Origin of the sequence: Planktothrix pseudagardhii, from assembly GCF_904830925.1 — a bacterium.
GTDB lineage: Bacteria > Cyanobacteriota > Cyanobacteriia > Cyanobacteriales > Microcoleaceae > Planktothrix > Planktothrix tepida.
In genome coordinates this window covers 3,483,405-3,509,042 of the sequence record NZ_LR882967.1, presented here as the reverse complement: position 1 = coordinate 3,509,042, position 25,638 = coordinate 3,483,405, and the positions used below count along the sequence as shown (strand labels likewise).

General features: G+C 38.4%; 25 protein-coding genes. 16 read left to right on the top strand and 9 right to left on the bottom strand.

Features of this window, described 5'->3' with window-relative positions; all coding sequences use genetic code 11:
* Nucleotides 1-55: 55 nt before the first annotated feature.
* From NMK36_RS14830 to NMK36_RS14815, 4 genes are all read left to right on the top strand, one after another.
* A protein-coding gene (locus tag NMK36_RS14830; protein ID WP_139294985.1) for an IS630 family transposase occupies nt 56-1,092 on the top strand; the annotation gives its coding sequence in 2 pieces (ribosomal slippage) (nt 56-188 and nt 188-1,092; 1,038 coding nt in all).
* 44 nt (nt 1,093-1,136) lie between these two features.
* Nucleotides 1,137-1,880 carry a YbaY family lipoprotein gene (locus NMK36_RS14825; RefSeq protein ID WP_254174060.1) on the top strand — a complete coding sequence of 248 codons (744 nt, stop codon included), beginning with the start codon at nt 1,137-1,139 and terminating at the stop codon, nt 1,878-1,880.
* A gap of 15 nt (nt 1,881-1,895) precedes the next feature.
* Nucleotides 1,896-2,651, top strand: coding sequence for a polysaccharide deacetylase family protein (locus tag NMK36_RS14820; RefSeq protein ID WP_254174059.1), 756 nt, complete (start codon nt 1,896-1,898; stop codon nt 2,649-2,651).
* 4 nt (nt 2,652-2,655) lie between these two features.
* The gene (locus tag NMK36_RS14815; protein ID WP_254174058.1) at nt 2,656-4,059 is read left to right on the top strand and encodes a DUF2079 domain-containing protein; all 1,404 of its coding nucleotides are present in this window, start codon (nt 2,656-2,658) and stop codon (nt 4,057-4,059) included.
* Here NMK36_RS14815 and NMK36_RS14810 read toward each other — a convergent pair.
* From NMK36_RS14810 to ispG, 3 genes are all read right to left on the bottom strand, one after another.
* Nucleotides 4,049-4,438: a diacylglycerol kinase gene (locus tag NMK36_RS14810; protein ID WP_072719481.1), complete on the bottom strand. Its 390-nt coding sequence runs from the start codon at nt 4,436-4,438 to the stop codon at nt 4,049-4,051. The two genes, NMK36_RS14815 and NMK36_RS14810, sit on opposite strands and share 11 nt — an antisense overlap.
* 120 nt (nt 4,439-4,558) lie before the next feature.
* Nucleotides 4,559-5,845 (bottom strand): carboxyl-terminal processing protease CtpC, encoded by a 1,287-nt coding sequence (gene ctpC, locus NMK36_RS14805; RefSeq protein ID WP_072719447.1) that lies wholly within the window; start codon nt 5,843-5,845, stop codon nt 4,559-4,561.
* Between the two features lie 206 nt (nt 5,846-6,051).
* The gene (gene ispG, locus NMK36_RS14800; protein ID WP_254174057.1) at nt 6,052-7,272 is read right to left on the bottom strand and encodes a (E)-4-hydroxy-3-methylbut-2-enyl-diphosphate synthase; all 1,221 of its coding nucleotides are present in this window, start codon (nt 7,270-7,272) and stop codon (nt 6,052-6,054) included.
* 235 nt (nt 7,273-7,507) lie between these two features.
* On the opposite strand from ispG, the gene NMK36_RS14795 reads away from it, so the two are divergent.
* Nucleotides 7,508-9,346 (top strand): tetratricopeptide repeat protein, encoded by a 1,839-nt coding sequence (locus NMK36_RS14795; RefSeq protein WP_083580019.1) that lies wholly within the window; start codon nt 7,508-7,510, stop codon nt 9,344-9,346.
* A gap of 41 nt (nt 9,347-9,387) precedes the next feature.
* On the opposite strand, the gene NMK36_RS14790 is transcribed toward NMK36_RS14795, so the two are convergent.
* Nucleotides 9,388-9,609, bottom strand: coding sequence for a hypothetical protein (locus tag NMK36_RS14790; RefSeq protein ID WP_072719450.1), 222 nt, complete (start codon nt 9,607-9,609; stop codon nt 9,388-9,390).
* A 313-nt stretch (nt 9,610-9,922) separates the two neighbouring features.
* Between NMK36_RS14790 and NMK36_RS14785 the strand changes: the two genes are divergently transcribed.
* The 4 genes from NMK36_RS14785 to NMK36_RS14770 all read left to right on the top strand — a co-directional run bounded on the left by NMK36_RS14785 (nt 9,923) and on the right by NMK36_RS14770 (nt 13,598).
* Nucleotides 9,923-10,669 carry an LmeA family phospholipid-binding protein gene (locus tag NMK36_RS14785; protein WP_254174056.1) on the top strand — a complete coding sequence of 249 codons (747 nt, stop codon included), beginning with the start codon at nt 9,923-9,925 and terminating at the stop codon, nt 10,667-10,669.
* 63 nt (nt 10,670-10,732) lie between these two features.
* Nucleotides 10,733-11,254: a DUF2231 domain-containing protein gene (locus NMK36_RS14780; RefSeq protein WP_072716833.1), complete on the top strand. Its 522-nt coding sequence runs from the start codon at nt 10,733-10,735 to the stop codon at nt 11,252-11,254.
* Between the two features lie 53 nt (nt 11,255-11,307).
* On the top strand, nt 11,308-13,035 hold the full coding sequence (crtO, locus tag NMK36_RS14775; RefSeq protein ID WP_281250283.1) for a beta-carotene ketolase CrtO: 1,728 nt from the start codon (nt 11,308-11,310) through the stop codon (nt 13,033-13,035).
* 200 nt (nt 13,036-13,235) lie between these two features.
* A complete protein-coding gene (locus tag NMK36_RS14770; RefSeq protein WP_072716831.1) occupies nt 13,236-13,598 on the top strand; it encodes a hypothetical protein in 363 nt (120 codons plus the stop codon).
* Nucleotides 13,599-13,681: 83 nt separating this feature from the next.
* On the opposite strand, the gene NMK36_RS14765 is transcribed toward NMK36_RS14770, so the two are convergent.
* On the bottom strand, nt 13,682-14,026 hold the full coding sequence (locus NMK36_RS14765; protein ID WP_245824124.1) for a DUF305 domain-containing protein: 345 nt from the start codon (nt 14,024-14,026) through the stop codon (nt 13,682-13,684).
* Nucleotides 14,027-14,239: 213 nt separating this feature from the next.
* Here NMK36_RS14765 and NMK36_RS14760 point away from each other — a divergent pair, with 213 nt between their 5' ends.
* Both NMK36_RS14760 and NMK36_RS14755 read left to right on the top strand, forming a co-directional pair.
* Nucleotides 14,240-16,384: a heavy metal translocating P-type ATPase gene (locus tag NMK36_RS14760; protein ID WP_254174055.1), complete on the top strand. Its 2,145-nt coding sequence runs from the start codon at nt 14,240-14,242 to the stop codon at nt 16,382-16,384.
* Between the two features lie 224 nt (nt 16,385-16,608).
* Nucleotides 16,609-17,643: a hemerythrin domain-containing protein gene (locus tag NMK36_RS14755; RefSeq protein WP_072716828.1), complete on the top strand. Its 1,035-nt coding sequence runs from the start codon at nt 16,609-16,611 to the stop codon at nt 17,641-17,643.
* A 131-nt stretch (nt 17,644-17,774) separates the two neighbouring features.
* On the opposite strand, the gene NMK36_RS14750 is transcribed toward NMK36_RS14755, so the two are convergent.
* Nucleotides 17,775-18,677 (bottom strand): vitamin K epoxide reductase family protein, encoded by a 903-nt coding sequence (locus tag NMK36_RS14750; protein WP_254174054.1) that lies wholly within the window; start codon nt 18,675-18,677, stop codon nt 17,775-17,777.
* Between the two features lie 60 nt (nt 18,678-18,737).
* Here NMK36_RS14750 and rppA point away from each other — a divergent pair, with 60 nt between their 5' ends.
* The 3 genes from rppA (at nt 18,738) to NMK36_RS14735 (ending at nt 21,639) form a co-directional block, all read left to right on the top strand.
* Nucleotides 18,738-19,439 (top strand): two-component system response regulator RppA, encoded by a 702-nt coding sequence (rppA, locus tag NMK36_RS14745; protein ID WP_254174053.1) that lies wholly within the window; start codon nt 18,738-18,740, stop codon nt 19,437-19,439.
* Complete coding sequence (gene rppB, locus NMK36_RS14740; RefSeq protein ID WP_254174052.1) at nt 19,436-20,917, top strand: two-component system sensor histidine kinase RppB; 1,482 nt, start codon at nt 19,436-19,438, stop codon at nt 20,915-20,917. Before rppA ends, rppB begins: the two co-directional genes overlap by 4 nt.
* A gap of 131 nt (nt 20,918-21,048) precedes the next feature.
* Complete coding sequence (locus tag NMK36_RS14735) at nt 21,049-21,639, top strand: hypothetical protein (protein WP_083579834.1); 591 nt, start codon at nt 21,049-21,051, stop codon at nt 21,637-21,639.
* Between the two features lie 90 nt (nt 21,640-21,729).
* Here NMK36_RS14735 and NMK36_RS14730 read toward each other — a convergent pair whose 3' ends face one another.
* From NMK36_RS14730 to NMK36_RS14720, 3 genes are all read right to left on the bottom strand, one after another.
* On the bottom strand, nt 21,730-21,957 hold the full coding sequence (locus NMK36_RS14730) for a hypothetical protein (protein WP_026786334.1): 228 nt from the start codon (nt 21,955-21,957) through the stop codon (nt 21,730-21,732).
* A 65-nt stretch (nt 21,958-22,022) separates the two neighbouring features.
* The gene (locus NMK36_RS14725; RefSeq protein WP_072716823.1) at nt 22,023-22,520 is read right to left on the bottom strand and encodes a type II toxin-antitoxin system YhaV family toxin; all 498 of its coding nucleotides are present in this window, start codon (nt 22,518-22,520) and stop codon (nt 22,023-22,025) included.
* Nucleotides 22,521-22,522: 2 nt separating this feature from the next.
* Complete coding sequence (locus NMK36_RS14720; RefSeq protein ID WP_026786336.1) at nt 22,523-22,855, bottom strand: type II toxin-antitoxin system PrlF family antitoxin; 333 nt, start codon at nt 22,853-22,855, stop codon at nt 22,523-22,525.
* Between the two features lie 150 nt (nt 22,856-23,005).
* Here NMK36_RS14720 and NMK36_RS14715 point away from each other — a divergent pair, with 150 nt between their 5' ends.
* On the top strand, nt 23,006-23,839 hold the full coding sequence (locus tag NMK36_RS14715; RefSeq protein WP_254174051.1) for a hypothetical protein: 834 nt from the start codon (nt 23,006-23,008) through the stop codon (nt 23,837-23,839).
* A 135-nt stretch (nt 23,840-23,974) separates the two neighbouring features.
* Nucleotides 23,975-25,612 carry a SpoIID/LytB domain-containing protein gene (locus NMK36_RS14710; RefSeq protein WP_254174050.1) on the top strand — a complete coding sequence of 546 codons (1,638 nt, stop codon included), beginning with the start codon at nt 23,975-23,977 and terminating at the stop codon, nt 25,610-25,612.
* Nucleotides 25,613-25,638: the final 26 nt, after the last annotated feature.

Genomic DNA, 25,638 nt, shown 5'->3' with positions numbered 1-25,638 from the left:
ATGAGTTATAATAAATGTAAGGTTAGCAATAATCCTCCAAAGCTGGCAACGGAAAATGAATCTAATCAACGAAATAGACAATTTTATCAATCAGACAAAAGATCCTAGAGAAATTAAAAGAGCGATCGCTGTCAAACTCAAATTACAAGGGAAAGCCTACCGGGAAATTCAAGACTTATTACAAGTTATAAAGGATTTATTAGCCAGTGGAAAAATCGGGTTCTTGTGGAAGGAGTAGAGAGTTTAAAACTCCAATATAAAGGAAGAAAAGGCTATCTAAGTCCCGAAGATAAACAGAAAGTTATTGAAGAATTAAGGGAAAGAGATTGGTTAAGATTGTCTGATTTACAAGTTTTGTTAGAAAGGGAGTATGGAGTCGTGTTTCAATCCCATCAAAGTTATTATAGCTTGCTGGAAGAGGCTGGCATCAGTTGGAAAAAAAGCCAAAAGAAGAATCCGGCTAAGAATGAGCAGTTAGTCCAAGAGAAAAAGGAAGAAATTGAAAAAAAGTTAGCGAGTTGGAAAGAAGAAATAGAGGCGGGAAAGCTGACGGTGTTTATGATTGATGAATGTCATCTTCTCTGGGGAGATATTTTAGGGTATGTGTGGGGAAGAACAGATAGAAGAATAGAAATTCCGATCAAAAATCAAAAAGAAAGGCAAACTTATTATGGAGCTTTAGATTACCAAACGAAAGAATTTATTATCAAAGGTTATGCGGCGGGAAATACAGAAAATACCGTAGACTTTATCCAGTATTTACAGCAGCAAAATCCGGGGAAAAGGTTAGCTATAGTCTGGGATAATGCCACTTATCATTGTTCTCAAAAGTTTAGAGATTATTTAACTGAAGTTAATCAAAATTTATCGGAAGAAGAATGGCGGATTACTTGTCTAAATTTTGCCCCCAATGCACCTGAACAAAATCCTGTAGAAGATATTTGGTTACAAACCAAAAATTTCGTGAGAAAATTTTATCATTTATGCCCATCTTTTAAAGTAATTAAGTGGCTATTCGAGTTTTTCGCTCAGGGTCAAATTTTTGATTTCCCCAAAATTTTTATGTATGGGATTTTGCCACAACCTATTTAGGATTGCTATATAATATCAATTTGAGCAAATTACAATGGAAAAAGATGATCAGCACCCAAAATCAACAAAAAAGTCCATTTCTTGTCCGTTTATTCCTAACGTCTACATTATTAACTCTAACATCAGCCCTTAATATTATTCCTCCCGTCCTCGCACAACGAGAAATAGATTTTGCTACCCAAGGTTGTCGTGGTGTTCCCCAGGAAGCGTATTTTATGACAGAGAATTATCACATTAATATTTGTCAAGGACAATCGGGTTTATTCATGGCGGTAAGTTATCGTAATGGACAACTATTTGATCGGTTTTCTGTACAACAACAGCGAGAAGGTTATGCAGGAAATTCTCAAAAAGCATCCTATCAAGTGAACTCCAGAAGCTTCACAATTCAACCGAATAATAATCAAAGACCAATTACAGAACGGGTACTCAGAACCCAAGGAAATCAAAGACCCCAAGAATCAAAAGTAACTGGAACAATCACTTACCGTCAACGCATTGCATTACCCTCAAATTCAACTGTTGTTGTTACATTACAAGATACAACCAGTCCAAATCGTGCGCCGAGAAATATTGCTCAACAAACCATTCCCTTACGCGGTCAACAGGTTCCAATTCCTTTTTCTTTGATTTATAATCCCGCCCAAATTCAACAGAATGGGATTTATAGAATTCGGGCAGAAATTTATGTTGATGGTCGATTAACTTGGGCAAATATGGGTCAAGATCGGGTGATTACGGGGGGAAATCCGAATAATATAGAAGTCATTGTACAACAGCTTAATTAGATTTTTTAGGGTGTTATGAGGAAGTATATTCTCCTAAATTTTGATGTAGAAGAATTTGATGCTCCCCTGAAATATGGAGAAAAAATAAAACCTTCTGTCCAGTTTGATATCTCGTTAATGGGATTAAGAAATATTCTGTCTTTACTGGAACATTTGAAGATTCGGGCGACATTTTTTGTAACGGCAAATTTTGCCTTACACCATCCTGAATTAATTGAAGCGATCGCTAGAACCCATGAAATCGCCTCTCACGGTTTCTATCATTCCCAATTCTCCCCGGAAGATTTGTGGAAATCCAAACAAGTGTTAGAAGAAATTTCGGGACAAATGGTTTCTGGGTTCCGTATGGGGGAACAGCAAATTATTAATGAACAAGCGATTTTAGCATCAGGATATCAATACCATTCTTCCTTCAATTCTAATTATTATCAGGGTAAACGTCGCACAGTTCATTATTGTGATCATTTACTCAATCTTCCCATCTCCGTAACACCCTTTGTCCGCTTTCCCCTCTTCGGGTTAAGTTTCAAAAATCTTCCCTTTCCTTTAATTCAGTTCGCCTCTCAAATTACCCTCGATAGCGATCGCTATCTCAATCTCAATTTTCATCCTTGGGAATTTACCGATATTTCTAAATTTAAACTTCCCAATTCCGTGAAACGTTTATCAGGAATTCATTTATTAAATCGACTAGAAAAGTATTTAATTTGGCTAAAAAAGCAAGCCGAATTTTCAACAATTTCCGACTGGATGAACAAAATTAAACCATAATAATATGAATATTTTATTTAAAACAATTAAAATTCATCCAGTCATAACAGCAATCATTATTAATAGCTTCCTTTTATTTGCTTTTAGCAGTTTACGTCATGCTTTATTTCAATCCAATGCTTATGATTTAGGAATTTTTGATAATGGTATTTACTTAATTAGCCAAGGAAAAGAACCCTTTGTCTCTTTTCGAGGATTACATATTTTAGGGGATCATGCTGCTTATATTTTGTATATTATTGCCTTATTTTATAAACTTTATCCTGATGTTCATTGGTTATTTGCGATTCAAGCTTTTTCCCTGTCCCTGGGTGCGTTACCGACTTATCAGCTATCGTTACAAGCAAGTTTAAAGGAAACCAAAGCTCAAACCTTAGCTTTTGTGTATTTATTATATCCATTAATTTTTAATGTTAATTTATTTGATTTTCACCCCGAAGTGATTGCTTTACCTGCAATTTTATATGCAGTTTTATTTGCTAGAAGCAATAAGATTTTAGGATTTATTTTCACAATTTTTATTATTTTAGGTTGCAAAGAAGTTTTATCTTTATTATTAATCGCAATGGGAGTTTGGTTATTCATCTTTGAGAAAAAAACCCGTTATGCTATTGTCTCAATCATTTTAGGACTCTTCTGGTTTTTCCTATCTACAGAATTCATTATCCCCCACTTTTCCCAAGCCCCTCCTATCGCCGTTGGCGTTTATAGTTTCCTCGGTAATTCTCTCGGAGAAATTACTTTAAATATTATCTTAAAACCGGGATTAGTATTAAGTAAAATTTTCACCTTAGCCAATTTAGAATACTTAATTTTACTTCTAATTCCCCTAATTTGGGGCCTATGGGGACGACATTTAACCCCCCTAATTTCTGCCACACCAATTTTATTTTTAAATCTGTTAGCTGAAAATCTGCAAATGAAGAACTTAACGCAACAATATTCCTTGGCGATTTTACCCTTTCTGATGTTAGCAGTTATTGAGAATTTGGCGCACAGTGAAGGATGGTTTAAACAGAAAAAATGGATAATTTTATGGTCTTTAATTGCCTTTTTTGCTTTAGCAAAATATGGTTATTTTACCTCTAAATATTTAACAACCCTGGATAATTGGCAAGCAACACGGGAAGCCCTCGGCTATATTAAAACGAAGGATAATATCTTAACAACCGATAAAATTGCCCCCCATCTCACCCATCGTCCCCATTTAGAACTCGCTATTCAAGGACGAGAAAAACTTGATTTAGAACCCTTTCAATACGTCTTATTAAACCAACGTCACCCCGGATGGCCGAGTTCTCCTGAATTAATCATTGGGTTAGTAAAACGTTTGCAAAATAACCCTAATTTTCAATTAAAATATTATCGAGATGAGGTTTTGTTGTTTGAAAAATTTTCTAGGGAATAAACAAATTGAATAACGACCACAGATGGTGGCTTTCAAAAATTAAAGCTACTGCCCAAATTAAAATACTGATGCCAACAGCAGCAGCAGAAATGTCTTTGATAGCGCGAATTCTCTCATCATACTGTTGTTCCAAAAAATCACATAAACCTTCAATGCTACTATTGAATAATTCAGCGATTAACATTAGGCCTGTAGCTAGAAAAATCAACATTAGATCCTGCCATTGACTAAAAATCACAGCAATGACTAAGACGACGACAGATACAATGACTTTGTAAGCAACACTAAACTCCGTTGCGATCGCAATATGAAGACCTGCTAAGATTACTTTTAGCTTGCGAATCGGATGATAACCAGATTGGCGGAACTTGCTAGCCATAAATTTTATCTGTAGCGCCCCTTTAAGGATTTCATCTTCAATTTTCGTAGAATTTTCACAGAAAATGTTATCATTAATCATTAAGGGCGAGTGTTCCCGCCCCTATATTCTCGCTTCTAATTATTTAGATTGAGCTTGGGTTCCTTGTTTTGTTTTAGCAATTTCACCCTTGAGAATTTCTAACCCTTTAACATATTGAGGATCATCCGTTGTTCCTACTTTTGTCCGATCTTTTCTTAACTCATCTCGTTGGGCTTCGGTGAGTTCAACTTTAATATCTGGTTGAATTCCTTCATGGTTAATATCTCGACCACTGGGAGTAAAATATTTCGCAATGGTTACGGCTAAACCTGAACCATTTCCCACCCCTCGGACAGATTGAACTAACCCTTTCCCAAAGGTTTTTGTTCCCACTAAAACCGCCCGTTTGTTATCTTGTAAAGCACCGGATAAAATTTCACTGGCGCTGGCTGAACCTCCATCTACTAAAACCACTAAAGGTTTATTGGTTAAAGCGCGATTATTTGCTTTTTGACGGTCTGTTTCCCCTTGACGATCAACCGTAGAAACAATATCGCCTTGATTTAACCACATCCGAGCAATTTCAATGCTAGAATACAGTAATCCCCCTGGATTTGAACGTAAATCAAGGATATAACCCGCCACATTTTGTTTCTCTAAATCATTAATGGCTTCGCGCATTTCTTCGGCGGCATTAGCGCTAAAAGTATTTAAGCGAATATAACCAATTTCTCCCGCCGAACTGGGATTTTTAGACGAACGAACCGGATGAATTTCAATGCGATCGCGAGTAATATTAAAATCTAAAGGTTTATCTCCCCGTAATATTTTAATATTAACTTTTGTTCCCACCGGCCCCCGAATTAAACTCACCGCTTCATTAATATCCATTCCCTCAGTGGTGCGACCATCAATTTCACTAATAATATCTTGAGCTTGAACTCCGGCGGTAAAGGCGGGAGAACCTTCAATGGGAGAAATCACCACTAACTTTTTCGTCTTTTCATCTTGGGTTAATTGAATGCCGACCCCGGTTAATTCCCCAGAAGTATCAATTTGCATATTTTTGAATTCTTCGGGGTTCATGAAGCGCGTGTAGGGGTCGTCGAGCTTCTTCAACATTTCCCGAATAGCGGTGTAGGCTTGTTCGTCGCTGGTGTAGTTGCGGTTTAAATATTCAGTGCGAACAGCCGTCCAGTCCACTTGATTAAAGGTTCCATCGACATAACTTTTATGGATCACCTGCCAAACTTCGTCAATTAACTCCTTGGGACTTTCCCGAAAGGATGCTTGACTCGAAAGATGAATTCCCGCCCCTGCAACCGCTACAGCCGTTAACATCACTGCCGTTGCACCAAGAACAAGCCCACTTCTTGAAATAACCATCTGTTTGTTGAACCAGAAAATATAAATTTCAATATCAATACGCCCAATGTAGCACAGGTTTCAGTTGACTGTTGACCGTTATAGCGCGTAGAGCTAGGGAACTGTGAACTGGGAACAGGATTTAGTAGAGACGTGCCAAAAGCCTACGGCATGGCTGGGCCCAGGCGCGTCTCTACATGAATTAAATTGTCTCTACATGAATTAAATTAAGGATCAACCCAACGGCCATCCGCTTTAATTAAGTTAATTAATTCTTCTACCCCTTGGGTTTCAGGGACTTTTTTAATCTCTTCTCGACCGCGATAAAGAGAAATAAAACCGGGTTGTTTACCCACATAACCATAGTCTGCATCGGCCATTTCTCCGGGGCCATTGACAATACATCCCATCACCGCAATATCTAACCCGGTTAAATGTTTTGTGGCTTCGCGGACTTGATGTAAAACTTCTTCTAAGTTAAATAAAGTGCGACCGCAGGACGGACAAGCGACATATTCCACCATCGTTTTCCGCAGCCCTAACGCTTGCAGAATACTATAACAAACGGGAATTTCTTTTTCAGGTGCTTCGGTTAAAGAAACCCGAATGGTATCGCCAATTCCTCCAGCTAATAATGTACCAATTCCAGCCGTTGATTTAATCCGACCATATTCTCCATCTCCGGCTTCTGTCACCCCTAAATGTAAGGGATAATCCATCCCTAATTCATCCATCCGTTTGACCATTAAACGGTTCGCTGCGACCATCACCGGAACCCGTGACGCCTTGAGGGAAATCACAATATTTTGAAAATCCAAAGATTCACATATTTTAATAAATTCTAACGCCGATTCCACCATGCCTTCGGGAGTATCGCCATAAGTAAATAACATTCGTTCTGCTAAAGAACCATGATTCACACCAATTCGCATGGCTTTTCCTTGATCACGCAAAGAAACCACTAAAGGTTCTAAGGTTTGCCTAATTTTATCGCCAATTTCATCAAATTCAGATTGAGTATATTCGGTGCGATCGCTTTTCGGTTTTTCAAACACATATAACCCTGGATTAATTCGCACTTTATCGACATATTTTGCCACTTCCAGGGCGATTTTCATGCCATTGTGATGAACATCCGCCACTAAGGGAACAGGTTGATATGTTTCGGCTAATTTCTGTTTAATTTTGCCAACAGCCGTCGCATGACCCACACTCGGAACCGTCACCCGCACAATTTCACACCCAATTTCATGCAAACGACGTACCGCCGCCGTCGCCCCATCAATATCCATCGTATCTTCATTAATCATCGATTGGACAACAACGGGATAACCCCCACCAATGGTCACCGTCCCCACCTGGACAGGACGAGTCTTGCGACGGTGAATCATCGTATCCACCGGAGTTTGATCGGATGTCGGTTGAGTTGGAACAGGTAAAGTTTGCATAGTTAATAATAGATTTCTGTCAATCAGCGATCAGAATTGTGTCTCCTATTAACTAATAGATTGCCATAAAAGGGGCATTTGGGGAATGACCCGGGCGGATACTGAAGGGGTTAGGGAGGAAAGACAGAATTTATTTTACAATTTAAACTACGCTTAACTTTATTTTTTATTTATAACCTTAATCAATTAAAATCACACTAGGGATTGCACCAATTCAAAAGGAATCACAAGACCTATGTACATGAATGATTATCTTAAAGACAAACAAGCTGAGTTTATTCATCGCCTCAAAAATGGATTAAATAGTTTACTCTTTTATGAAAGACCGGGAATTTATGGAGAGATTAAAACCCTTTCGGGTCAGGACTTAAACCCCATTCGTCAACACGCTTGGGATATGGTTAGAAAATATCGCAAAGCTGACCCTCAAGTGGTTTTCAGAAATACGATGATGGGAAAACTGGGAGAAGAAATCGTTAAGAAATATTTAGGAGATTTTGTCGGTAATATTAACTATGAAATTATCCCAGAAACTGGCGATGGTCTGATCGATCTCCGTATTAGTACGGATTATTCGATTGGAATTCAAGTGAAAACTCGCTATAGTTCTCCAACAATGGCGCAATGGTGGGTGAGTTGGGAAGAAATTACTAAAAATCAAGCTATTGTTTGTATCTTAATTTATTCTAATTCTCAGACTATTGTTAAATTTGATGAGTTTAAATCCGAATATTCTGCTATTATTGCTGGGTTTCTTCCCGCTCGTTTACTTCAGAAGCGCATTGAACAAAAAGAAATCAGTTTAGAATATTATCAAAATCACAGTATTGTTAAATTGCAGATTAATGACTTACATTATGGCGACGGTCTAAGGAATTTCTTAAAAGGCTTAACCAATAATCCTGATTTTTACCTAGAATCTGGGTTAAATTGTGCTGAACAACAGGGAGATTATCAAACCGCCATTAAAAATTATACGAAAGCATTACAACTACAACCTACTTATGCAGATGCCTATCGTTATCGCGGAATAGCTTATTTTAAAATAGGTCAAAAACAGGCAGCCATTGATAATTTATTAGATGCTTCCGATTTATATTCTAAACAAGGGAATATTAAGGCAGTTCAAGAAATTAATTTCATGATTCGAGATGTTCAAAAAATCAATGAACCTCTCTCAACAGTCGAAAAATGGAATTGTATCCAAACTCTAAAACTCCATTCCGCTAATATTTTTTGCTGTACTATCAGCACCAACGGTCAAATTTTAGTCACCGGAAGTAAAGATAAAACCGTTAAGGTTTTAAATCCTCAAACTGGAGAACTATTGCACAGTTTTATCGGACATCACGATCATATTTATGCCGTTGCTATTAGTCCCAATTCTTCTATAATTGCCAGTGGGAGTTGTGATAATACTATAAAACTCTGGAATTTACAAACCGGAGCATTAATCAAAACTATTAAGCTTAATTCCCATTATATTACCAGTTTAAAATTTACTCCCGATGGCGAAAACTTAATTAGTGGCTGTTGGGATTATAGCGTGCAGTTATGGAAAGTCGCCACTGGAGAAAACCTCAGAACCCTTTATAAACATTCTGGGGGTGTTGATTGTGTCGATATGACTTCCAATTGGGATTTTATTGTTAGTGGGGGAAGGGATAGAAAAGTGATTATTTGGGACTTGAGAAATATGAAAATTTGCCGAACTTTAATTCAACGATTTTATATTCGATCTTTAGCTATTAGTCCCGATAATCAATTTATTGTCACCAGTAGCGATGACGGTAAACTCTTTATTTGGAATCTGCAAAAAGGTCAACTTATTCGCACGTTAAATCATCATAAAAATTGGGTTTATACCGTTGCAATTAGTCCCGATGGCAATAGAATTGTCAGTGGTAGCGCTGATCAAACCCTGAATATCTGGAATCTACACACTGGAGAATTAATCGAGAGTTTAAACCCTCAAGGCGGTGCAATTTATTCCGTTACTTTTATTACCCCCGATGGTCATACTTTCGCTAGTAGTCATGGAGATGGAAGCATTAAAATTTGGAAACAGAGTTAGAGAATAGCTAGAGATTTCGTTATTATGATTAAAAGACAACCTTAAATCGCAGCACCCACCATTGCAATTTTCCGGTATTCTTCGGCTGCATTTTGGCAAGCTGTAGCACAGCTTTGACAGTGAGTATTATTGTGTTTTTGACATTCTTTAGCGCAAGCTTCACAAATTTCTAAACAAGTCCGACACAGAGGCGCAATAAAGCGGGAACCACGACTCATAAACCCTGCAATTGTCCAACATAGTTGTCCAATAGAAATAAACATTACTAAAACTACTATAGCAATCCTATTTGAGTTGTATCCAAAATTTCTGCTCAAAAGGGAACAGGGAACAGGGAACAGGGGTAATACTTCTAGCTGTTTCATATCAGTTTTAAATTATCACAACCTATTTGGGATTGCTATATTATCAAAAAAAATATTGTTCTCCTCTTTCTTCAGGAATAGATTATGACAAATATCGAGATATTTTTCCATCAGGAGGTATAAACTTAATCCGGTTCTCTACCTAAATATAGATACAACAGTTTGAGCCAATTTCATACAATATCCTAAACCCAGACTGAGGATAATTTGAGTGAGTCAGAAAGACAATGGTTTAGGAGAACAAGCTTTAAGCAAACTAGCAGAAATGACTCTAGCTAGTCAATTAGATGAAGTTGAAGAACTGGATGTCAATGTTAATACTGATCCGATTAAGTTAGTTCAGGGTCAAGTTGACTCAGCCACAATTTCAGGAACGGGAATGGTGATGAAAAGCGACTTGAGAATGGAAAAAATGGAGATGAAAACTTCTGCAATTTCTATTAATCCCTTGAGTGTTGCTTTCGGACAAATTGAACTTAAACATCCGACCCAAGCAACGGCTGAAGTTGTGTTAACAGAAGTTGATATTAATCGCGCTTTTAATTCTGATTATATTCTCAAAAAACTGCAAGGTTTAGAAATAGCAGTTGAGGGAAATCAGAACACCATTGATACTCAAGCTGTTGAATTCAAACTCCCTGGAGATGGTCGATTTTTTCTCCAAGCTTATCTGATTTCACGCCCCAAGGGAGAATCCTCAAAAATTGCATTTACAGCTTTACCGGAGGTCAGTTTAGATCGCAAAACGATTCAACTTAAGGATATTCAATATTCTCAAGGAGAGAAGGTTTCTCCTGAATTAACTCAGGCGTTAATTGAGGAATCTAGCGAACTCTTAAATTTAGATAATTTTAACTTGAAAGGGGTAAATCTTCGCATTCAACGCTTAAATTTAGAGCATCAAAAAATCACCTTGTTAGCAGAAGCCGATGTTGAGTCTTTTCCATCCGCTAGTTAGTTTTGGTTGAAGTTTCTGCTCAACCTCAGACATTTACCTACATTTTCAATTGGAGATCAACTCATGACCCGCATTACTCATTTAGAACCTTTAATTGAAGGCAACGAACGGGAATATTATGATAGTGGAATTCCTAGCACTGTGGCGATTTTAGGACATCCTCTGCATCCTCTTATTGTCACCTTTCCCGTTGCATTTTTAACAACAGCTTTATTGACAGATATTCTATTTTTATTCACCCATTCCTCATTTTGGGCAACCGCATCATTTTGGTTAATTGTAGGTGGCATTATAACCGGGCTTTTAGCCGGATTAACAGGAATGTTAGATTTCTTTAAAATTCATCGAGTCCGAGAACATAAAGCAGGATGGATTCACATGGTCGGTAATATTGCTGCTTTAGTATTATCAGGAATTAGTTTATTTTTACGGTGGGATAATGTTATTGATAGTATTGCTCCTTGGGGAATTATTCTGTCTTTAGTTGTAGCTGGACTTTTAGGAATTACAGGATGGTATGGAGGTGAATTAGTCTATCGCCATAAAATTGCTGTTATTGGGGATGGAAATCCTCACCAAGCTTAAATATTTTTTCGGACTAGGGGTGCATTTTTTTAGAGTCTTAATGCCCCCCTATAATTCTATCAAAAAACTTCAACACAAAGATATTAATCATGGAAACTTACGACGTTATTATTATTGGAGCAGGTCACAACGGTTTAACTTGTGCTTCCTATCTTTTAAAAGCAGGATACAGTGTTTTATTACTCGAAAAACGTTCTGTTCCTGGGGGAGCAGCTACCACAGAAGAAGCCCTTCCCCAAGAAGCTCCAGGGTTTAAATTTAATCTGTGTGCGATTGATCATGAATTTATTCATTTAGGGCCAGTAGTGGAGGAATTAGAACTGCATAAATATGGCTTAGAATATTTATTTTGTGATCCGATTGTATTTTGTCCTCATCCTGATGGCAAATACTTTTTAGCTCATAAATCCATTGAAGAAACCTGTGCTGAAATTGGACGATATAACTCCAGAGATGCCGCTAAATATCGAGATTTTGTCGGATTTTGGCAACGGTTTATTAATGCTGCGATTCCAATTTTTAGCGCTCCTCCTCAATCTGTTATTGATATTGCTGGAAATTACAATATTAGTAAACTGAAAGATTTGTTTTCTGTTCTGGGTTCTCCCGAAAAAGCTCTGGATTTTGCTCGAACCATGTTAACCAGTGCTGAGGACTTATTAAATGAATGGTTTGATGAGGAATTTCTCAAAGCACCTTTAGCTCGGTTAGCCTCAGAATTAGGAACGCCTCCTTCACAAAAAAATCTCGCCGTCGGTGCGATGATGATGACCATGCGACACCATCCAGGAATGGCAAGACCCAAAGGCGGAACAGGAGCATTAGTTCAAGCCTTATTAAATTTAATTCAAGCTCATGGCGGTATGATTTTAACGGATCAACACGTTGAAAAAGTATTAGTTGATGATGGAAAAGCGATAGGAGTTAGAGTCGCCAATGGCAAAGAATATCGAGCGAATAAAGGGGTAATTTCTAATATTGATGCTAAACGCTTGTTTTTGAATTTAATGGATGCTGCGGATGTCGATGATGCAGATTCTGAATTGCGAGAACGGTTAGAACGGCGGATTGTTAATAATAATGAAACTATTCTTAAAATTGATTGTGCATTATCGGAACCTTTGCGTTTTGAACATCATGATCATCGAGACGAATATTTGATAGGTTCTGTATTAATTGCAGACTCCGTTAAACAGGTGGAAATTGCTCACCATGATACTACTTTAGGCAAAATTCCTGATGCTGATCCTTCGATGTATGTTGTGGTTCCAACAATGCTTGATCCAACGATGGCTCCTGAAGGAAAACATACCCTTTGGATTGAATTTTTTGCCCCTTATAAAATTGAGGGAGCCGAAGGAACGGGATTAAAAGGAACAGGTTGGACAGATGAATTAAAGAATAAAGTGGCGGATCGAGTTTTAGATAAATTAGCGGACTATTCTCCGAATTTAAAACAATCAATTATTGCTCGTCGAGTTGAAAGTCCGGCAGAATTAGGAGAAAGATTAGGAGCTTTTAATGGCAATTATTATCACATTGATATGACTTTAGAACAAATGATGTTCTTCCGCCCTTTACCCGAAATCGCTAATTATCACACTCCCATTAAAGGGCTATTTTTAACCGGAGCAGGAACCCATCCAGGTGGTTCAATTTCTGGCTTACCGGGTCGCAATTGTGCCAGAGTATTTTTACACCATCAACAACCCGTTTCTCAAACTTTGACAGAAGCTTATCAATCGCTTAAATCCATTACAAATTCGGTATTAGGAAGTTAAAGTTTGTGAGAGTCTATTAATTATAAAAACCCGGTTTCTTGAAGAAATCGGGTTTTTGATTTTCACGTTTGATCTCCAAACCTCAATTTTTGCTCAATAATTGTAGAACTTGTTTAGGTTATTCCTAGGGAAAGATGAAGGTTAGAGGTAGGACTAATTAAAGTATAAATAGGTTTAAAAATTATATAAGGAGATTTAAAATGAATCGTGATTCTGAACCTAGAGCGAATTTAAAAGAATTTGAACAACCGATGAATGCTCAGGAAGTTGATCCTCAACAAAAACGTTGGCAAAAGGAAGAGTTAGAAAAAAATGGAAAAACACTCACAGCTAATCCTGGAGACCGGATTGATGAGTCTAAAACCTTAGCTGAAAAAGCTAAACAAGTTGCGGTGGATGCTCCAGATATTACCGGAGATCATATTGTTGTTCCGACTTATTTTATGGTTGAATATCCTGATGGAGAAAGAAAAGCTCTTCATCATGTTAGAGATGCGGAAGAAATTTCTGATGTTATTCGTCAAGCTAGGATGGATGAAAATGGAAATCGAATTTGGTGGTAAATAGTGTTTATTTTAGGAAGAGAAGGGGGAATTAATGCCCTATCAAAGTTTAGAAGAATTACCTGATGCCATCAAATCTCATTTTACCAAGTTCGCATCTTCTCGATCTCACGGGTTTGACTGTCTTTGATGAATTGGGCAAGGGTAAGGATTTCGGGATGCTGCGATCGCTGAAGTGCTAGGTCTGCCATTGCGATCGCTCCTTCGTGATGGGGAATCATCATCACGGTGAAGTGTTGATCCGGTTGCCCCATCATCCCCCCCATCCCAGGAACGGCTTGAGGAAATTGAGTCGATGGAGAAGGAATCGGTGAGGCTTGAGAAGTCTGAGAAAAGGTCTTAAAGGCGAGGACTAAGGCTAAAGTTGTGGCAGTACCACCCGTTAGAAGTTCAATCATCAATGTGTAGAAAATAGACTTACGATTCATAATTTCACCTCACAACGTTCTCTGATGTAGAGCTTTCATTGGCTCAACATTATTGACCTAGACGTTAGTTTAATTATAACTAATTCCTATCAATGTAATTGATTGACCTAAGCAGCTTAGAATGAGAATCATTTTTATTAGAAAAAAACGGCTCAGATCTTTCAAGAATTTGACTACAATGCTGATCATTACGATTAATTCAGCAAACGAGCAATGACTCAAACTCCTTCGGTGAAAACTCAACAGATGCAGGTCGGTGGTATGGATTGCGGTAGCTGTGCAGCCAAGATCGAGGCAGGTGTACAGAAAATACCGGGTGTGGCACATATATCTGTGAGTGTGGCGACGGAACGTTTAAGTGTGACCTATGACCCAAAGCAGGTGAGTGAACAGGAAATCCGTGATCGCGTCATCTCTCTAGGCTTCACCATCATCAGCCCAGAGGCTCATGACCATAACCATAACCATGACCATGACCACAGCCATCATCACGGCTCAGGGGAGTTTAACCTGAAACAAGAACTGATTCCCGTGTTCGGAGTAGTTGTCCTGCTTGTGCTAGGAATAGTCTTTGAACAGCCACTTCACCATACACCCTACAGCATTGCTGAGTATGCCGTGTTCATTCCCGCTTATTTGATCAGTGGCTCAACAGTATTAAAAGCGGCGGGACGGAACATTCTCCGGGGACAGGTGTTTGATGAGAACTTTTTGATGACCATTGCGACGGTCGGGGCGATCGCCATTCATCAACTTCCTGAAGCCGTCGCCGTTATGCTGTTTTTCCGCATCGGAGAATTGTTTCAAGAATACGCAGTGGGTCGTTCTCGTCGTTCTATCAAATCTGTGCTGGAAGTTCGCCCCGACACGGCTAATCTGAAACTCAATGGCACTCTCAAAGCAGTCTCCCCAGAAATTGTTAATGTGGGGGATATTATTATTGTCAAACCTGGAGAAAAGATTCCCTTAGATGGTGAAATTCTCGAAGGCTATTCTCAAATCGATACTTCAGCATTAACCGGAGAATCCGTTCCCCGGACAGTGAAGGTCGGAGAAGTCGTTCTTGCAGGAATGATTAATCAAACGGGTGTGCTGACTGTACAAGTCACCAAACCCTTTGGGGAATCTTCCATTGCTAAAATTCTCGATTTAGTTGAAAACGCGACTAGCAAAAAAGCAGAAACTGAGAAATTTATTACCCAATTTGCTCGTTATTACACCCCCGTTGTCGTTGTTCTGTCCCTAGCTGTAGCCCTTCTACCGCCACTCTTCATTCCCAGTGCAACTCACACGGAATGGGTTTACCGCGCCCTAATTCTGCTGGTAATTTCCTGCCCCTGCGGACTCGTTATTAGTATTCCTTTGGGTTACTTTGGTGGTATTGGAGGCGCTGCTAAACGAGGAATTTTAGTTAAAGGTTCGATATTTCTGGATATTCTAACAGCAGTTAAAACCGTTGTTTTTGATAAAACTGGAACCTTAACTAAAGGTGTGTTTAAAGTGGCGAAAATTGTAACTCAAAACAATTTTTCCGAATTAGAACTGCTGAAGATAGCGGCTCAAACTGAATCCCATTCTAGCCACCCAATTGCAGAATCAATTCGAGAAGCTTATGGTCAACCCATTGATGATGCCGATGTCACGAACTATGAAGAAATTGCGGGTTATGGCATTCGGGCGACGGTGAACAATCAAGTTGTTCTCGCCGGAAATGATCGGCTTTTGCATCGAGAAAACATTGACCACGATACCTGCAATGTTGAGGGTACTGTTGTTCATCTCGCTGTTGAGGGACGCTATGCAGGCTATATTTTAATTGCCGATGAAATTAAGGACGATGCCGTTAAAGCAATTCAAGACCTTAAAGCTGTTGGTGTTGAACATACAGTGATGCTGACGGGTGACAACGGCATTGTTGCTAAAAGCATTGCAGAGCAGTTGGGTGTAGATTCCTATAAGGCTGAATTGTTACCCGAAGGAAAAGTAGAGGCAATTGAGGCTTTGCTGAGTCGATCTGGAAACAGCAAAGTTGCGTTTGTCGGGGATGGCATCAACGATACGCCTGTGATTGCTAGGGCGGATATCGGTATGGCGATGGGAGGATTGGGATCAGATGCAGCAATTGAAACGGCGGATGTGGTGATTATGACGGATGCTCCGTCTAAAGTAGCGGAGGCGATTCAAGTTGCTAAAAATACTCGCCAGATTGTGGTGCAGAATATTGTACTGGCAATGGGAATTAAAGGGTTGTTTATCGGTTTGGGTGTGATTGGGATAGCAACCTTGTGGGAGGCAGTATTTGCTGATGTGGGAGTGGCACTACTGGCAATCTTTAATGCAACCAGAGTGCTCAAGTAACAAGGGAAGGGGTAATGGGCAGTTATTAGTTATCTGTTGGGAAATTACGAAATATTGAAGGATTTTATCTGAAAATCTGATTTCGGTTGTTATTTAAAACAAACTGAACAATCCATTTGTAAAAACTTGAACATTAGATCTGCCTTATGGATGAGGAATTCCTTTTTTTTCTATGCAAAATTAGAATCTATGAAAATGAAATTTAGAAGTTTGGAGAACACAACATGGTAACGACTTTAACGGATGCAAAACGGGAAGCAATTGGTCAAAAACTGGCAACCATGAAATCTGTCCAACAACTGTTAATCGAAACAGAACAGATGTTTATTCGGGAGTGTAATGTTCCTGAAATTCGTCAACAATTCCAAGAAATGTTAGATGATGACAACAAAAATATTGGCATCATTGATACCGTTATTACCCAATATGGCATTCAATCTCAACCGAAAGAACAAGCCACGAAAATGATTGATCTCGCCAAAGAGATGATGAACAAATCTGACTTAACTTTCTATGAAAAAGTGGCTCAACATGAACTGCTGAAGCATGGACAAGTCATGTCTGGTTTATTGGTTCATAAAGCGGCTCAAGTGGTCGGTGCTGATGTGGAAGCTGCTATTACACCTTTAAATACAGTTAACTTTGAAAACCGCGCTCATCAAGAAAAACTCAAAGGAATTTTAGAATATTTAGGAACCCAAGAATTAACGGGTCAAGCTCCTGATCAAAGTATTTGGGGACGAGTTCAAGATGCGATTGCAGCCTTATCTGGGGTGATGGGAAGTGCTGTTACCCAAAGTTCTGATAAGTCCGATATGAATATTCAAGATGTAATTCGGATGGATCATCAGAAGGCTAAAACGTTAATTGCTGAAATTGAAAATTGCAATGATTCTCAAAAAATTCAAGAATATTTCGGACAATTATACAAAGATTTAAGTGTCCATTCCGAAGCTGAAGAACAAGTCCTTTATCCTCAAGTTCGTTCTTTCTATGATGATACTCAAAATCTGTATAATGAACAAGCTGAGTTGAAAGTGGTTTTAGAAGAACTTAAATCTTTGAGTCCAACGTCCGCACTGTTCAAAGATAAAATTAAACAAGTCAAAGATATGGTAAATCACCATACTCGTGAGGAAGAAAATGATGTCTTTGCTGTAATTCGGCGCAATTTCTCAACCAGTGAACAAGAGCAGTTAGCGACTCAGTTCAAAGAAGCTAAAAAACAACTGCAAACTCAAATGGCTTCTCAAAAATAAACGCTTAAAATCCCAAGCTATTCAGGATTTTCATCTCATTTAACTCGCATTTTCACACAATAGGTTCTTGTAGAGACGCGCCAAAAGCCTACGGCATGGCTCCGCCCAGGCACGTCTCTACTTTATGTCTATTAACGCGAACCAAAATCACGAGTTCCAGGATATCCTGAAACCTCTGCTAACTTTTCTAAACTTTGGACTCCTGAATACATTTGACCCTTAACTTCCCAGGTCGGATAGCCTTGAATATTCTTAGATTTACACAAATCAGGCTGAGGATTTTTCCCTCCTTTCTCACATTCAATATAAGGCAATTTTTCCACCGCTTGTTTACCAAATAATTCTTTTTGTTCATGACAGTGACCGCACCAAAATGCCCCATACATTTTTGCTCCAGACTGCGTTAAATATTGAGCCAGTTCGATATTTGCCGGGTTAGAAGTGGTTGTGATATTAAAGGGACTTTTTTCAGCACGAGGGCTATTAATGGGGGAATAAACGGCTAAGGTTCCAATTAATGTGATCATTCCCACAACAACGGTAAGAAAAAAGAGTTGACCTCGATCTTCCCAATCTCGACCTAATAAAGCTAAAACGAATAAACTGATTGAACAAACAGCAGAAGCAATACAATAAATACATAAAGATTTAATGACAAATGCCATTAAATACATGAGATAGCCACTGAAAACCATCATGGCGGACGCTTGAGCAAATATCAACAGCCATGTCCAATCTTCGGTTTTTGTTCTTAAACTTTTGTGCGTTTCTGGGTTAATTAACCAAGGCGAAACAGCCATCCCAGCCATGATTGTATACGCTAAAAATCCAAACAAAGCTAGAGGTAAACCAAAGACAACCGCATAGGGACTTTCCAGAACTTTATCACAACCTGTGACGGGACAAGCCGCAGTTCCCCCTGTTAGTTTAACAAAGGTTAAATAGGCAGTAATTACTGCACCAAAGGCTCCGAGACTAGCAATGATAAATCTGGATTTTTGCTGAATCCAAGGGGTTGAACGTCGGCGAATCATAACACTATTCTTGTGGGTTATACTGGAAAAAATTTTATATCCTTTTAGGGATTGTAACCCATGAGAATTTTATTAGTGGAAGATGAGCCCGATTTAGGAGAAGCGATTAAACGCATATTAACCCAAAAAGCCTACGTTGTAGATTGGGTTCAGGATGGGATAGAAGCTTGGGATTATTTAGAAAATCAATGGACACAATACACTTTAGCGATTTTTGATTGGTTATTACCGGGGTTATCGGGAATTGAATTGTGTCAAAAAATTCGACACAAAGGTAGTTTTATTCCGATTTTAATTTTAACAGCAAAAGATACGGAATCGGATAAAATTATGGGGTTAGATGCTGGGGCGGATGATTATTTAGTGAAACCTTTTGGTATGGGAGAATTATTAGCGCGTTTACGCGCTTTACAACGGCGTTCTCCTCAACTTCAACCCCAAAAATTACAATTAAATCATTTTATCTTAGATTATCAATTTTATACATTTTCTGATCACAAAAATCCTGCTCATCCTTTAACCATTAGTTTAACGAATAAAGAATTTCAACTGTTAGACTATTTTATACGACATCCGAACCAAATTGTTACTCGTGATCAACTTTTGGGTCAACTTTGGGAAGTCGGATCTGAACCGGAAAGTAATGTTGTAGCGGCTCAAATTCGCTTACTAAGACGGAAACTTTCAGAAATCGGTTGTGATCATTTGATTGAAACGGTTTATGGTTTAGGATATCGGTTTTTAATTGATAATGATTCATGAATCAAAACTCACTGTTTAAACGGACAAAACTACGCTTAACTTGTTACTATGCTGGGGTGATGGGAGTGATTCTTAGTATTTGCGGTTTAGGAGTTTATGAAGCGATCGCCCATGCTCATTGGATTACCTTAGATCGAGAAATAGAATCCGTTGCTGGCGCATTACATGATAGTTTAGAAACGGTTTTAAAACAACCCGGACAGTTAGAACCGGATGTTTTAAGAATTATTCCCGATTTATGTTTTATAGACTCTAAAAAAAGTGATAATATTCAGTTTATTTTTACTTATTATCCCCATAATAAATCCAATAAAAATGATATTTTAACTTATCCAAACTCAGAAGTTAATTGCTTACCTATTCTTGATGAAAAGGGCAAAGAGTTTCATCGGTTAGCTCCCTATCATAATCATTATTATTTAATTCATTTATTTAATAATTCAGGGGATTTAGTCGCCTTTACCGGAACCCATCACCTCGATGTATCGCCCCATGTTAGGGGAGAAGTTTGGCAAACCTTTACAGATCAAAAAGGAATTCGCTATCGTCAATATTCGTTGATTTTACATACTCGAAATCAGCAAAATTGGGGAATTTTACAATTAGGGCGATCGCTACAAGATTTTGATCAATATATGAATGTTGTAACCTTAATTTTAGTCATAGGTTTACCTTTAGCGTTAATATTAGTAGGGTTTGCAAGTTTGAAATTAGCTGGAATAGCCATGCAACCTATCTATTCTTCTTACCAACAAATTCAACAATTTACCGCCGATGCAGCCCACGAATTAAGAACACCTTTAGCCGCTATTTGTGCGACCGTAGAATCCACAATCAAACTCGACCCTTTGACCGAAACCGAAGCCAAAGAAACGTTAAAAACCGTAGAACGGCAAAATCATCGATTATCTAAATTAGTTCAAGATCTTTTATTATTATCTCGGATGGATCAAGAAAACATATCCCTCTCTAAAAAATTATGCTGTTTAAATGATTTAATCAGTGATGCTCAAGAAGAACTTGCTGCAATGGTATTAAATGCAGACCTATCTTTAAAAATAGAAATTACTGATAAACAACCGATTTATAGTTTAGGAAATGAGGAACAACTTTATCGGGTTATTTTTAATTTAGCCATTAATGCGATTCAATATACTCCCTCTAAAGGGCAAATTATTTTCTGTTTATATTCTAGTCATCAACAAGCGATTATTCAAGTCAAAGATACAGGAATTGGTATTCCTTTAACCGAACAATCTCGAATATTTGATCGATTTTATCGGGTACATAGCGATCGCTCTCGCAAAACCGGAGGATCAGGCTTAGGATTAGCCATTGTTAAAGCTATTGTTAAAGCGCATCGTGGTAGTATTGAGGTGGAAAGCCAGCCCGGAATCGGTAGCACTTTTACGATTCGATTACCCCTGAAACCAACTGCAACTCTTGTCTGTTATTCTAAAGGAAAAGCATCAGGATAATTTTCCGGTTAGATTATAAACATTTGCTATTTTTTCTAAAGTTTTCCAAACTTGACTAGACTTTCTAGTTACTGGAGACTTTATACTAGAACTATTAATAGAAGTCTTAAATTAATCAGAGGAAATAGACTATGAAAATTAACCGATCTTATACTCAGATTAAAGGATTTGCGATCGCCACAGGTATTGCGTTGATTTTTCTGGGTTATTCCCATCCTTTATTTGCACAGCCGAACTTCAATTCTTCCCAGCAAAATCTTACAGAGGACAATGATGTTGATCCCCCCTGTCGCGAACTGATTGGGCAAAATCATCCCATGATGGGTCAAGGTTGGTGGGGAAATTCTTCCGGGGGAAAAGGTCAATATTCCCGTTCAATGTATGATCCAAGTCGTGTAGAAACAATTCAAGGAACCGTAATTGAAATACAAGGCGGAAATCGTGGAAATCGAATGCCTCACGGGATGTATTTACTCATTAAAACTAATACAGAAACCCTCGGAATTCATGTTGGGCCAGTGTGGTATTTAGAACAACAAAACTTTCAAATTAAACCCAATGATGTTTTAGAAGTGACAGGAACGCGAGTGAATTGGGGAGGACAACAAACTTTAATGGTCGGAGAAATTAAAAAAGGAAATCAAACCTTACAATTACGGGATGCAAAGGGTTATCCTCGATGGATAGGATGGCAACAACAAACCCCTAGAAGTAATCGTTAATTCCCAAATATTAATTTGATCCGGTATCTTTGATCTTGAAAGGTCAAGGATAGCCAGATTTTAACAGAATTGGTCTTATAATTACCCTTGCTAACTCGCCGTTAAAAATAGATAATCGGTGTAACCTTTCTCTAAATTCTGATCTCCTTTGCCGTAAAACGTTGCAAAATCAGGAGTATTAAAAGCAGCATCTGTTGCCAAACGTTCAGGTAAATCAGGGTTAGCAATGAATAATTTTCCAAAAGAAATCAATTTCTTTCTGAGAGCTACCACCGCTTTAAACCATTGGTTGGAAATTGCGATTGCTGATAATGGCATTAATATTTCTAAAGAGGTTCAGCATCAGATTTTTAATCCATATTTGCCTTTATATTTCCACCTTACTAAATCTCTATGTTAGCTGCTTTCTCCAAACGATTCGTTTCGCTAGTTGCCTCTTTGAGTAAATCATCCCAATTATCAGGAGGATAGCCACTGTCAAGCATTTTCTTAAAAACTCGATAAGCGTCTGTATTACTATCGTAAGCTCGTTTAGAGTTTTCATCGTTAACCCAAGCGTAGACAATTATTTTGCTTTCTTGATGAAATCGAAAGAACAACCGATATTGTTGAAAAAATTTTGCTCTAAACCAGTGTTTGTAATCATCTCCAAGGGTACTCCCTTGACGATACTCGCTACGGGTTGGATCTTGAGGAATAGTATCAAATGCTAACTTTGCGATCGCAGCTAGACGCTTTGTAGCATTTTTCTTTTTGTAGTCTTGAGGATACTTCTGGCGCAACTGTTCAACCTGGGTCAGAAGTTCTTCAAACTGGTTAAGAAATAGAGGATGAGCAAATAGATTCCACCCATTAATGACAAGCGGTTGATTGACAAACACACTTACTCATCCTCATCCAAAAGTGGTGCATCCAGATCCAGATCAACATCAGAAACCAACGACTGAACACGGTTGACTAAATCAGAGCTAAGTGTTTCTAAGTGCTGAGGATTGTTTTTAATATCTTGTGCTAGAAAATTCAGAAATTCTCCAAGTATTGGATCATTTTCTGTTGTGTCAGTACGAGAAATGACGACTTGACCGTCAGACTGGAGGGTGTAGCAAATTTTATCACGTTTATTCAAGCCCAGAGCTTTGCGAATCGGCTCAGGAATTGTAGTCTGATAACGATCTGTGAGAGTAGATTCTGAGCATGGGGCGGGTTTTACAGTCATAGCGACCTCTAAACCGATGGATTAAACTGTATTTCTAAGGTAATGCAATTACATTGTCTTGTCAAGATTGACATGATTGAGACTTAATAATGATTCAGTCTATAAGCTGTAATATAATAAATCTATATACCCAGACACAAGAGATATAGTATGTTTGAAGTAGAAAATTATTTATTCCCAAATTCTGATACAGTTGAAGGTCATCCAACACATGATGAATATATTAATTGCCCTGCAAGCGCATTTCTGAAGTTCTGTGTCAGTGCAAAAGACTCTATTGAATATTGTAAAAACAACTTCCCCAATAACTATAACAATCCTGCGAATTTGACTCGGGAGAGCAACATTAGAACGCAGCATATTATAAATTCTACACTAGCACTCTTAATGGGACACTTTGAAACGTATCAAAAGTATTTATTTGCTGGTATTTTTGAAAAAACTATATATTTACAAGATTTCAAGGCTGATCATTTTTTTAATCACTTAGGTTTTAAACAAGGAATATTAGAAATTAAGTCAATTCATTTACTTGGATATAGAGGAGAAAGTGCAGTTACAACAGGAATTATATTAGCTGATACGTTAAAAGATTGGCACAATCCTGAAATAGTCAATAAATATATGAAATCATTCGGATTTCAAACTGATTTTTTCTCAAATGACGATAAAAAAGATTTAGAATGTTTTTGGCAATTAAGACATTCAATTGTTCATACTGCTGCAACCCTCACTAAGCCAGATGCACAAAAAGTACAAAGGTTAAATGATTTTGCAGGAAAAAATATAATTTTCAAGAACAATTTTATTTATGAATTAGCAAAACGAATGCACAGAATGGTTAAAGAGGCAAACGCAAGGATAAGCAATCCTTTCATGGAGCGACTGAGAAGTGATTGTAATCAACAAGAACGAGACAGTATAAAATTATTTTTTGAAGTAAAAACTCTTGATCGTAAATGGAAAAATTTCAACTTTGAATAAAACTGACTCAATTCTCAGCTTATTCCTAAATCAACCCTCATCCTTTCCCCGAACAACGAACTGACCTGCTACCATAGTCATCAACTTGAACGACTCAAGACTCAATACCAGATTGTTTTAATTTTCCCAACATCAATGAGAACTTCAAAACTTTTATCTCGGACAAGCACTCAGTCAGCAAAATTTACCGTTTCCAGCTTAATTTTCTTTTCTTTACTCGTTTTTTCTCCCATTCCCACCCTCGCCCAAGACCCAGACCCCCAAGCTCAAAACACCAACCCAACGTTAAAAATCGGTGTAGTGCAACACTTTGGCAAAAAACCCACCGATCAACTCATTCTCAAAGCACAACCGGGAGATCACTTAACCCTAGAGTTTCAAACGCCCCAAGGAGACAAAGAACTGCATACGGAGACGGTGATCCTGAAAATCGGCGTTGAACCCCTCCCTGAACCTAAAGTTGAGGAAAGGGTGGTTTTGAGTACCCACCGCAGCTATGAAAATGCTGAAGAAGATGCTCAAAAATGGCGATCGCTCGGTTTAGAAGTAGAATTAGCTCAACCGGATCGCTGGCAAGTTTGGGCGAAACGTAGCGTCTATAATACCCCCCTGCTGCGACGTTGGTTAATCGATAGTTTACAAGCCCAAGGTCATAAAATCCCTAGTTTGGAAACTCAAGTTCTCACCCAAAAACGTACCCCCTATTGGACAACCGCAGGATATCGTTACAACCGTAATCAACTGGAGATTACAACCCCCCAGAATGTGATTCAAGTGAGTCAAAAACCGAATGATCCCCAACCTCTGGTTTATGGGGGAAGTTTACAACTGCAACCCGATGCTTACGGAACCTACACCCTGGTTAATAACGTGCCATTAGAGACTTATTTACGGGGTGTCGTGCCACATGAAATTGGAGCTTGGCCCCCGGAGGCGTCTATCGAAGCCCAAGCGGTTTTAGCGCGAACCTATGCGTTACGAAATCTGCGACGATTTGAAGCGGATAATTATCATCTCTGTGCTAATACGGACTGTCAAGTGTATAAAGGGTTAACGGAAGTTTATCCCAGTACGGATCAAGCGATTAATGTTACGAGTGGTTTAGTTTTAACCTATAACAATCAATTGACGGATGCGGTGTATTTTTCCACCAGTGGGGGAGTTACTGCTAATTATAATGATATTTGGAATGGGGAACCGCGACCTTATTTACAAGGAATTATTGATGCTCCGAATAAAATTTGGGATTTATCTCAACAAAATTTAGCGTCAGAACCGAATTTTCGACGGTTTATGAATTTGCAAAAGGGATTTAATGAAACCGGAGAATATGATTTTCGCTGGCGAGAAGAAACAACTTTAGAATCCATTGCAGAACAATTGCGGTATTACTTGAAACGGCGCAATCTGCCTGATGCCAATTTTAAAAAAGTTCAAAAAATTGAAATTGTAGAGCGATCGCAAACGGGACGAGTTTTGAAAATGACGGTAACGACAGATCAAGGCGTTTTGGAAATTTCTAAGGATGAAATCCAAAGTGCTTTTTTACCCCCGATTAGCACGTTATTTTATATTGATCCGGTTTACAACCCCAACAAAACCTTGAAAGGTTACGTCTTTGTTGGGGGTGGTTATGGACATGGGGTGGGTATGAGTCAAACGGGTTCTTATCACTTGGCTAAATTGGGATGGTCAAGCGAGGAAATTTTAAACTTTTACTTCCCTGGAACCCAACTACAACCGTTTAATACTGTGATGCAGTTGGGACAATAACAAAAACTCCAAGTTCAACGTTGAAA

What these genes read in the sequence shown, in the direction of transcription:
- NMK36_RS14825 (WP_254174060.1), top strand. Translation starts at nt 1,137, where the DNA reads ATGATCAGCACCCAAAATCAACAAAAAAGTCCATTTCTTGTCCGTTTA.
- NMK36_RS14820 (WP_254174059.1), top strand. Translation starts at nt 1,896, where the DNA reads ATGAGGAAGTATATTCTCCTAAATTTTGATGTAGAAGAATTTGATGCT.
- NMK36_RS14815 (WP_254174058.1), top strand. Translation starts at nt 2,656, where the DNA reads ATGAATATTTTATTTAAAACAATTAAAATTCATCCAGTCATAACAGCA.
- NMK36_RS14810 (WP_072719481.1), bottom strand. Translation starts at nt 4,438, where the DNA reads ATGGCTAGCAAGTTCCGCCAATCTGGTTATCATCCGATTCGCAAGCTA.
- ctpC (WP_072719447.1), bottom strand. Translation starts at nt 5,845, where the DNA reads ATGGTTATTTCAAGAAGTGGGCTTGTTCTTGGTGCAACGGCAGTGATG.
- ispG (WP_254174057.1), bottom strand. Translation starts at nt 7,272, where the DNA reads ATGCAAACTTTACCTGTTCCAACTCAACCGACATCCGATCAAACTCCG.
- NMK36_RS14795 (WP_083580019.1), top strand. Translation starts at nt 7,508, where the DNA reads ATGTACATGAATGATTATCTTAAAGACAAACAAGCTGAGTTTATTCAT.
- NMK36_RS14790 (WP_072719450.1), bottom strand. Translation starts at nt 9,609, where the DNA reads ATGTTTATTTCTATTGGACAACTATGTTGGACAATTGCAGGGTTTATG.
- NMK36_RS14780 (WP_072716833.1), top strand. Translation starts at nt 10,733, where the DNA reads ATGACCCGCATTACTCATTTAGAACCTTTAATTGAAGGCAACGAACGG.
- NMK36_RS14770 (WP_072716831.1), top strand. Translation starts at nt 13,236, where the DNA reads ATGAATCGTGATTCTGAACCTAGAGCGAATTTAAAAGAATTTGAACAA.
- NMK36_RS14765 (WP_245824124.1), bottom strand. Translation starts at nt 14,026, where the DNA reads ATGAATCGTAAGTCTATTTTCTACACATTGATGATTGAACTTCTAACG.
- NMK36_RS14760 (WP_254174055.1), top strand. Translation starts at nt 14,240, where the DNA reads ATGACTCAAACTCCTTCGGTGAAAACTCAACAGATGCAGGTCGGTGGT.
- NMK36_RS14755 (WP_072716828.1), top strand. Translation starts at nt 16,609, where the DNA reads ATGGTAACGACTTTAACGGATGCAAAACGGGAAGCAATTGGTCAAAAA.
- NMK36_RS14750 (WP_254174054.1), bottom strand. Translation starts at nt 18,677, where the DNA reads ATGATTCGCCGACGTTCAACCCCTTGGATTCAGCAAAAATCCAGATTT.
- rppA (WP_254174053.1), top strand. Translation starts at nt 18,738, where the DNA reads ATGAGAATTTTATTAGTGGAAGATGAGCCCGATTTAGGAGAAGCGATT.
- rppB (WP_254174052.1), top strand. Translation starts at nt 19,436, where the DNA reads ATGAATCAAAACTCACTGTTTAAACGGACAAAACTACGCTTAACTTGT.
- NMK36_RS14735 (WP_083579834.1), top strand. Translation starts at nt 21,049, where the DNA reads ATGAAAATTAACCGATCTTATACTCAGATTAAAGGATTTGCGATCGCC.
- NMK36_RS14730 (WP_026786334.1), bottom strand. Translation starts at nt 21,957, where the DNA reads ATGCCATTATCAGCAATCGCAATTTCCAACCAATGGTTTAAAGCGGTG.
- NMK36_RS14720 (WP_026786336.1), bottom strand. Translation starts at nt 22,855, where the DNA reads ATGACTGTAAAACCCGCCCCATGCTCAGAATCTACTCTCACAGATCGT.
- NMK36_RS14715 (WP_254174051.1), top strand. Translation starts at nt 23,006, where the DNA reads ATGTTTGAAGTAGAAAATTATTTATTCCCAAATTCTGATACAGTTGAA.
- NMK36_RS14710 (WP_254174050.1), top strand. Translation starts at nt 23,975, where the DNA reads ATGAGAACTTCAAAACTTTTATCTCGGACAAGCACTCAGTCAGCAAAA.